This is a genomic window from Trichococcus sp. (assembly GCF_049684335.1).
GTDB lineage: Bacteria > Bacillota > Bacilli > Lactobacillales > Aerococcaceae > Trichococcus.
Map to the genome: position 1 here is coordinate 91,092 of NZ_JBAVFV010000043.1, position 7,444 is coordinate 98,535.

Annotated in this window: 9 protein-coding genes; 8 read left to right on the forward strand and 1 reads right to left on the reverse strand. The window is 49.4% G+C overall.

The window, feature by feature from the left end; translation table 11 throughout:
• The first annotated feature begins 82 nt into the window (after nucleotides 1–82).
• The gene (locus tag WBM30_RS07775; RefSeq protein ID WP_424900163.1) at nucleotides 83–1,585 is read left to right on the forward strand and encodes a carbon starvation CstA family protein; all 1,503 of its coding nucleotides are present in this window, start codon (nucleotides 83–85) and stop codon (nucleotides 1,583–1,585) included.
• A gap of 67 nt (nucleotides 1,586–1,652) precedes the next feature.
• Here WBM30_RS07775 and WBM30_RS07780 read toward each other — a convergent pair whose 3' ends face one another.
• The gene (locus tag WBM30_RS07780; RefSeq protein ID WP_424900165.1) at nucleotides 1,653–1,910 is read right to left on the reverse strand and encodes a hypothetical protein; all 258 of its coding nucleotides are present in this window, start codon (nucleotides 1,908–1,910) and stop codon (nucleotides 1,653–1,655) included.
• Between the two features lie 328 nt (nucleotides 1,911–2,238).
• On the opposite strand from WBM30_RS07780, the gene WBM30_RS07785 reads away from it, so the two are divergent.
• From WBM30_RS07785 to WBM30_RS07815, 7 genes are all read left to right on the forward strand, one after another.
• A complete protein-coding gene (locus WBM30_RS07785) occupies nucleotides 2,239–2,994 on the forward strand; it encodes a nucleoside phosphorylase (RefSeq protein WP_424900166.1) in 756 nt (251 codons plus the stop codon).
• Between the two features lies 1 nt (nucleotide 2,995).
• On the forward strand, nucleotides 2,996–3,604 hold the full coding sequence (locus WBM30_RS07790; RefSeq protein ID WP_424900167.1) for an ECF transporter S component: 609 nt from the start codon (nucleotides 2,996–2,998) through the stop codon (nucleotides 3,602–3,604).
• Nucleotides 3,605–3,616: 12 nt separating this feature from the next.
• A complete protein-coding gene (locus tag WBM30_RS07795; protein ID WP_424900168.1) occupies nucleotides 3,617–4,384 on the forward strand; it encodes an energy-coupling factor transporter transmembrane component T family protein in 768 nt (255 codons plus the stop codon).
• Entirely contained in the window at nucleotides 4,381–5,232 is an 852-nt protein-coding gene (locus WBM30_RS07800) for an energy-coupling factor ABC transporter ATP-binding protein (protein WP_424900169.1), read from the forward strand. Before WBM30_RS07795 ends, WBM30_RS07800 begins: the two co-directional genes overlap by 4 nt.
• Nucleotides 5,225–6,028: an energy-coupling factor ABC transporter ATP-binding protein gene (locus WBM30_RS07805; protein ID WP_424900170.1), complete on the forward strand. Its 804-nt coding sequence runs from the start codon at nucleotides 5,225–5,227 to the stop codon at nucleotides 6,026–6,028. The genes WBM30_RS07800 and WBM30_RS07805 overlap by 8 nt, the downstream gene beginning before the upstream one ends.
• A 177-nt stretch (nucleotides 6,029–6,205) precedes the next feature.
• Nucleotides 6,206–6,289: a hypothetical protein gene (locus tag WBM30_RS07810; protein WP_424900174.1), complete on the forward strand. Its 84-nt coding sequence runs from the start codon at nucleotides 6,206–6,208 to the stop codon at nucleotides 6,287–6,289.
• A 7-nt stretch (nucleotides 6,290–6,296) separates the two neighbouring features.
• The gene (locus tag WBM30_RS07815; RefSeq protein ID WP_424900171.1) at nucleotides 6,297–6,914 is read left to right on the forward strand and encodes a glycerate kinase; all 618 of its coding nucleotides are present in this window, start codon (nucleotides 6,297–6,299) and stop codon (nucleotides 6,912–6,914) included.
• Nucleotides 6,915–7,444 lie beyond the last annotated feature (530 nt).

Below are 7,444 nucleotides of genomic sequence, written 5' to 3' on the forward strand. Positions count from 1 at the left end.
CCAAAAGTTTCTTTTTCTCCAGTAAAGTAAGGGCATAGAAAGAACGTGTTGGCCGCACATTTATATTGAAGGAGGAAAAAAGATGCTTACTTTACTTGGAGGAATCGCCTTACTGATTCTAGGTTACTTTACTTATGGGCGCTACATCGAAAAGAACTTTTCCATCGATCCGGAAAGAACGACCCCCGCTGAAGCACTGAAGGATGGATATGACTTTGTCCCGATGTCAAAATCAAAAAATGCCATCATTGAATTGTTGAATATTGCCGGAACGGGTCCTATTTTCGGGCCGATAATGGGAGCGCTTTACGGGCCAGTTGCCTACATCTGGATCATCGTTGGCTGTATCTTCGGAGGAGCCGTCCATGATTACATGGTCGGGATGATTTCCTTGCGGAACGACGGCGCGCACTTGCCGGAGTTGGCCAGCAAATACCTAGGCAAACCAGTCAAGCACGTCGTCAACATCTTCGCTATGCTGCTGTTGATGCTGGTAGCTACAGTCTTTGTTATCTCGCCGGCCAATCTGATCGCCAGCATCACGCCCGATTGGATGACGATCGGCATCATTACTTTTTTGATCTTTGCTTACTATCTCATCTCCACTATCCTGCCGATCGACAAGGCGATGGGGAAAGTCTACCCTTGGTTCGGCGCAATCCTGATCATCAGCACAATCGCCATCGGCATCAGCTTGCTGACGGGCGGCCATAACCTGCCTGAATTGACGATGGGCACTATGCAGAATTTCCATCCGAAAGGCACACCGATTTTCCCGGCCATCTTCTTTACGATTTCCTGTGGGGCCATTTCCGGTTTCCATGCAACCCAAGCGCCGATGGTCTCTAGGACGTCGACGAATGAGCGGGAAGGCCGCTTCCTTTTCTACGGCATGATGATTGCAGAGGGCGTCATCGCCATGATCTGGGCTGGAGCTTCCATGGCCTTGTTCGACGGCCAAACATTGAGTCAAATGATTGATGCCGGTACGCCATCAGCAGTCGTCAACCAAGTTTCCACTATGTTGTTGGGGAATGTCTTCGGTACGGTCGCCATCATCGGCGTCATCGTATTGCCGATTTCTTCAGGTCTCTCCGCTTTCAGAAGTCTGCGCACGATTTTGGCTGACTACATGAACATCAAACAGGATTCAATGAAAAAGATCCTGATGATGACGATTCCATTGTTTATCATCTCGTTCTTCCTTACTAAAGTGGATTTTAACCTGATCTGGAGATACTTCAACTGGGCGAACCAAGTTACAGCCGTCATCGCTTTGCTGATGTCGACGCGTTACTTGTACCTGAAAAACAAAAATTACCTGGTTACCTTATTGCCTGCAACATTCATGCTTTATGCCTGCGTCGTCTATATCCTGAGCGAGCCGATCGGATTCCGGATGGGGCTGCAGACGGCCACTTACCTGGTCGGTCTGGTCGCAACCGTAGCGATCATGGCACTTTACTGGACAACCGGCGTGAAACAGAAAGCTGCATTGGATCCAGAATCGGAACTGTTGAACGATCATCTTCCGATCGGAACGTTCTCTTCCGCTGAAGCAGTGCCTGCAGTAGTAGCCGAATAACTAATGGAAGATAAAGAAACTCCCCGAAGGAGCCCTGCATTTTTGCAGGTCCTTCGGGGAGTTCTTTCTATAGATACTGTTTTAAGGATTCGGCGATGTCTTCCAGCATGGCCAGCTCATCATTTGACGGGTTTTCCAACGTGATCAACGCTTCCTCAGCGCGGGCTGTAGCGTTGCCCTCTGCATCTGTTAGGACATCCAGTATCAGCAGTTCGGCATAAAGATCATCCAAATCCCGTTGCGGCTGCACGAAGAATTCAAACGTACCTTCCGGATGGCTTGCTTTGAATGCTGCAATCTTTTCAATCAATTTTTCAAGATTCATTTATTTCCGCCTTCTTTCTGTTCATGTTCATTTGCTCCAAGGCTTATTATACATCATTAAACCGTCGTATGTATCGTGTAACAGGATTAAACCGAACCGGAAGGCAAGATTTTGGACTGGGGGATATATCGTTTCGGCTTGGAAGCCGGTATACTTGATAATAAAAAAATCCGCATCGCTTTCGAAAAGGAAGGAGCCGTTCCATCAAGGGTTATCCGATGCCAGTCGAAGGGCTCTGTGCTATACTGAGTGCATAATAGGGTATCAGTATCTTGATGTTTTGTCTGGCTATTCCGGAGTCGAACGTTGCGAAAAGGACGGTGGAGAAATGGAACAAACATTGCAGGCGCACATTCAATTATCAGCCGATCTGGATGTGAAATATGCGCTGTTGCCGGGTGATCCAGCCCGCGTTGAAAGAGCGAAATTACTATTGGACGACGCAGTCGATTTGGCGTTCAACCGTGAGTACAAGAGTGTTCTGGGGACTTATCAAGGAATGAGGGTATTGGTCATTTCCTCCGGGATCGGCGGACCATCCACAGCGATAGCAATCGAAGAGCTGGCAAAGATCGGAATAGAAGGCATCATCCGTATCGGCAGCTGCGGGTCCTTACATCGGGAAGTGCATTTGGGCGATGTGATCATCGCGACGGCAGCGGTCCGGGATGATGGTGCCAGCAAGGCCTATGTCGATTCCACATATCCCGCCGTTGCCGATCTGGATTTGTTGATGCATCTGCGGGAAATTGCGGAAACGGAGCGGATCCCTCACCGTTTGGGGATTGTCCGCAGCCACGACAGTTTCTACACCGCCCGTGAAGCGCAACTTACTGCTTATTGGAGCGGCCACGGCATCGTCGGATCGGATATGGAAACGGCCACTTTGTTCGTTGTTGGGGCACTGAGAGGGTTGAAGACCGCTTCATTGCTGAATGTCGTCGTCGGTCCGAATGAAGGGATGGAAGAAGGCGTCCGTCAATTCGTTTCCGGAGAAGCGGCAACCAAGCAAGGGGAACAGAATCAAATCAAACTGGCATTATCCGCTTTTCATGCGTGGCATCAGGCAAAAGGAGGAAAATAAAATGAATGCAGAAACAAAAAGGAAACTGAGCTATAAGTTGTCTACGGCTTCCATCGTCCTGATCCCGATCGCGATCGGGATCAATTATCTCGGCAAATACATCGCGGGCGTATTGCGTCTGCCGCTTTGGCTGGATTCGATCGGAACGGTATTGTCCGGTATGTTGGCGGGACCGGTCATCGGTGCCGCTTCCGGGATCATCAACAATGTCATCTACGGCGTCACGGCTGATCCGATTTCGACAGTTTATGCGGTCACCAGCGCAGTCATCGGTTTGATGGCGGGTCTGTTTGCCGCTAAAGGCTGGTTCAAGGACATCAAGACCGTGCTGTTGGCCGGTTTGATCATCGGATTGGTTGCAGCCACCGTCTCAACGCCTTTGAACATCCTCTTTTGGGGTGGCCAAACCGGGAATGTCTGGGGGGATGCACTCTACGCTTTGTTGATTTCGAACGGACAACCGCAGTGGCTGGCTTCTTTCCTGGACAGCATCGTTGTGGATGTGCCGGATAAATTAGTGACGGTGCTCATCAGTTACTTTGTCTTCAAGGGTTTGCCGAAGAAACTTACGAACACTTTCCTGAAGGATGGCGCGATAGAAGAATTATAGGGGCTGATTTGAATGGATGCAATGACCTTGTATGTGCCGCGCAACTCGCCGATCCATCGTTTGGATCCGTTGACGAAGATGCTTTATGTCGTCGTGAGCATCGCCGCGGCCTATTTACTGGATAATCTGTGGGAAGTCGCAGCAGTCATGCTGACCAGTTTTGGCATCTTGTTGGTGGGGAAAGTTTTCCGCAACGTTATGCCGGTGATTGCGCTTAGTTTTTTATTGATTTTGTCGATCGTCATAGTGCAGGGTTTTTTCAATCCTGCCAATGAAACGTTGCTTTATGAATTGGGCCCGATAAAATTCTACAAAGAGGGCCTGGTTATCGCCTTTCGTCTGACTATGCGCGTCATCAATATGGTCAGCGCCTTTGGAGTATTGGTGCTGACGACTTCGCCGACTGAACTTGTCGAACGGCTGCAGCAGAAAGGCATGTCCCCGAAAATCGGCTATGTCATCCTTTCAGTCCTGCAGATCATTCCGCAACTTCGAGCCACTTATGGCAAAATCCAGGATGCGCAACGGTCGCGCGGGATGGAGACTGAGGGCAGTCTGTTTGTTCGGATAAAGGCCTTCTTCCCGTTGTTGGGACCGGTCATCCTGAACGCCCTGAACGATACCCGGGAAAGAGCGATCGCGCTCGATGTCCGCGGTTTCGACAGGGACACGCCGAAAACCTATCTGAATGAAGCAAAGTCCTATCGTTACAGTACTTTGTTGAATATTTTGCTGTTGTTGATTCTGGCCGGTTTGATCGTCTGGAGGGTGATGGGATGAGCATCATAGAAGTAAAGAATCTGAAATATCGCTATCCCGACACGACGAAATTGGCGTTGGACGGCATCAGTTTTTCGGTCGAGGCGGGCGAATTCATCGGCCTGATTGGAAGGAACACCGCCGGTAAATCGACTTTGTGCTATGCGCTGAGCGGTTTGGTGCCGCACTTCTTTAAAGGGGCCTACGGCGGAGCGGTAATGATAGCCGGTTTGGATGTGCGTACGACGGATGTGAGTGAAGTTACTGCAGCAGCCGGTTTGGTGTTCGAAAATCCTTTTTCCCAGATTACGGGCTCGCGGTTTACAGTGTATGAGGAAATCGCCTTTGGTCTGGAGAACATGGGACTGCCGCGCGACGAAATCATCAAGCGGATCGAAGAAAGCTTGGACTTGCTGGACATCCGCAAAGTGAAGGACAAGAACCCGTTCGATCTTTCCGGCGGGCAAATGCAGCGGGTTGCGATCGCCGGTGTGGTCGCGATGAAGCCGAAAGTGCTGATTTTAGATGAACCCACTTCCCAACTGGATCCGCAAGGGTCAGAAGAGGTCTTCAAAGTGGTGGAGAACCTTACAAAAGAAGGCATCACGATCATCATGGCCGAGCAGAAAATGGAAAAAATCGCGCAGTACGCCGACAGGGTCTTGCTTTTGGATGATGCAAAATTGATCGCCTATGATACGCCCGAAGCGGTTTTTTCACGCGAGGACTTGGCGTCTCTGGGAGTGCAACCGCCAGCCGTTACCGCGATCGCCCGCCATTTGAACAAACGGAAGACCAATGGGCATTATCCTGTGGAATTGGATGAGCTGAAAGTGCTGCTTGCGGAAGAAGGTGTCCCTCATGAATAAACTGGAAATAGAGAAGCTGCATTTTGCCTACGATAAAGCGACACCCGTCATAAAGGGTATCAATCTAGTGTTGGCTGATCGGAAAACTGCCATCATCGGGCAGAACGGCTCGGGCAAAACGACCTTCGTGAAGCTGCTGAAGGGACTCTTGCGCCCTGATTCCGGCAGGATTCTGCTGGACGGGACTGACTTGAAAACTTTGACGGTTGCCCAGATTTCCAAGAAAATCGGCCTGGTTTTTCAGAACCCCGATGACCAGATTTTCAAGAATACCGTTTTGGATGAAGTCATGGTCGGTCCGTTGAACATCGGGCTGTCCTTGGATGAGGCGAGGGCCAGTTCCCGCGCGGCTTTGGCCCAAGTAGAACTGGTTGATGTCGAGAAGGTGAACCCATACGACCTCAACTTGGCCCAAAGAAAGATGGTGGCCTTGGCTTCGATTTTGGCGATGGACACGCCTATCGTTATTTTCGATGAACCCACGATGGGGCAGGACGCGGCCGGGAAAGCAATCATCAAAAAGGTGATCGAAGACCTGCAGGCAGAAGGGAAAGCCGTATTGTGCATTCTGCATGACATGGACTTTGCGGCAGCCGTTTTTGAACGCGTCGTCGTCTTCAGTCAAGGACAATTGCTGATCGAAGGCGCTGCCAGGGAAGTCTTCAGCAAAAAAGACCTTCTGCAGCAAGCCTATCTGGATCAGCCCCAAGCCATGAAGATCGCACAGGCTTTGGGCATCCCGGGGGATCTGCTGACTGTGGAAGAAGTGGAAATCGCTTTGGAGAAACGCAAATAAGGGGCAAAATGAATGGAGAAAGAATTTAAAATAGTAATCGCTGCCGATTCCTTTAAGGGCAGCGCGTCAACCATCCAAGTGGAGGACTAAATCGAACAAGGAATCCTGCGCCTGAACCGTAAAGTGGAAATCGTCAAGGTTCCTGTCGCTGACGACGGAGTCGGGATGGCGCAAGCAATGGGGGTCTCTTTCAAGGATAGCGAAGGGAATGAAATCCCTTTTGGCGCAGGGAAGTTGGGAGACATTACTTCTATAAGATGACAGTGGTTTGAATACACGCATCCATGACGTCACCTTCACGATCCTGTCTGATGTGACGAATCCTTTATGTGGAGAGAACGGAGCCTCCTATATTTATGGTCCTCAGAAGGGGGCGACCCCGGAAGATGTCCGGAAATTGGACCAGTTATTGCGTCACTATGGTGAAAAGGTTGAAGAATGTTTAGGGATAGCTGTACTTGAAGCGCTCGGAGCGGGTGCGGCAGGAGGATTGGGAGCCGGTTTGATGGCTTTTTGTGGAGCGAAAAGCTACAGCGGCATCTCGAAAGTCCTGTCCATCCTCGAAATCGAATCACATTTCATTGATGCTGACCTTGTCATCACCGAAGAAGGCAGAATGGATTCGCAATCATTGAACGGAAAAGCGCCGGTGGGCATCGCCCAACTGGCGAAGAAACATCACTTACCGGTCATCGCGGTGGTCGGCAGCAGTGATGATGACCTCGGACCGATCTATGCGACAGGCATCGACCTGGTTTTGGATATCATCAACAAACCGATGGATTTGGATACAGCCATTTCGCAAACGGAAAAACTGATCACAAATGCCGGCGAATCGGCCTTTCGGGCTTTTCTGCTGGCAAGGAAAGTGCCTCTTTCCGTGTGATTGCTCTTAAAGAAACTGCATCAGCAAGGACTTCCAAGAAGTCAGGAAGTCCTTGCTGATGCAGTTTCTTTGCCTAATGGGCTATAGTTGTTCATCTTTTACGAAGGAGTGTACAGGGGGCATCTGAGGATACTGAAAGAGCCAATCTCATTTTGGTCAATTTTGTGTTCAAAAAGCATTGACAAAGGCTGGGGCCAAGTGTTAGTATTAATAAGTTATCTGAAGCACCGAACAATTAAACGCAAAAAATGTGTTGACAGTGCGGCTTCGTAATGATAATATATAAAAGTTGCTGCTCAAGCGATTTTGCTTCAAGAATAATAAGAATAAATAATTCAAAAAAGTTCTTGACGAAATCGGAAAGTTGCGATATTATAAATAAGCTATCACGTACCAAGTGATGCACGATTGACCTTTGAAAACTGAATAAAGAATGAACGAACCAAATGTGCAAGGAGCTTAGACTTCGGTCGAAGCAAACGAAGACGATACGTAGTATCGCAAACATAAAGTCAGCAAAAAATTAAGAG

What these genes read in the sequence shown, in the direction of transcription:
- WBM30_RS07795 (WP_424900168.1), top strand. Translation starts at nt 3,617, where the DNA reads ATGGATGCAATGACCTTGTATGTGCCGCGCAACTCGCCGATCCATCGT.
- WBM30_RS07800 (WP_424900169.1), top strand. Translation starts at nt 4,381, where the DNA reads ATGAGCATCATAGAAGTAAAGAATCTGAAATATCGCTATCCCGACACG.
- WBM30_RS07775 (WP_424900163.1), top strand. Translation starts at nt 83, where the DNA reads ATGCTTACTTTACTTGGAGGAATCGCCTTACTGATTCTAGGTTACTTT.
- WBM30_RS07805 (WP_424900170.1), top strand. Translation starts at nt 5,225, where the DNA reads ATGAATAAACTGGAAATAGAGAAGCTGCATTTTGCCTACGATAAAGCG.
- WBM30_RS07790 (WP_424900167.1), top strand. Translation starts at nt 2,996, where the DNA reads ATGAATGCAGAAACAAAAAGGAAACTGAGCTATAAGTTGTCTACGGCT.
- WBM30_RS07810 (WP_424900174.1), top strand. Translation starts at nt 6,206, where the DNA reads ATGGGGGTCTCTTTCAAGGATAGCGAAGGGAATGAAATCCCTTTTGGC.
- WBM30_RS07780 (WP_424900165.1), bottom strand. Translation starts at nt 1,910, where the DNA reads ATGAATCTTGAAAAATTGATTGAAAAGATTGCAGCATTCAAAGCAAGC.
- WBM30_RS07785 (WP_424900166.1), top strand. Translation starts at nt 2,239, where the DNA reads ATGGAACAAACATTGCAGGCGCACATTCAATTATCAGCCGATCTGGAT.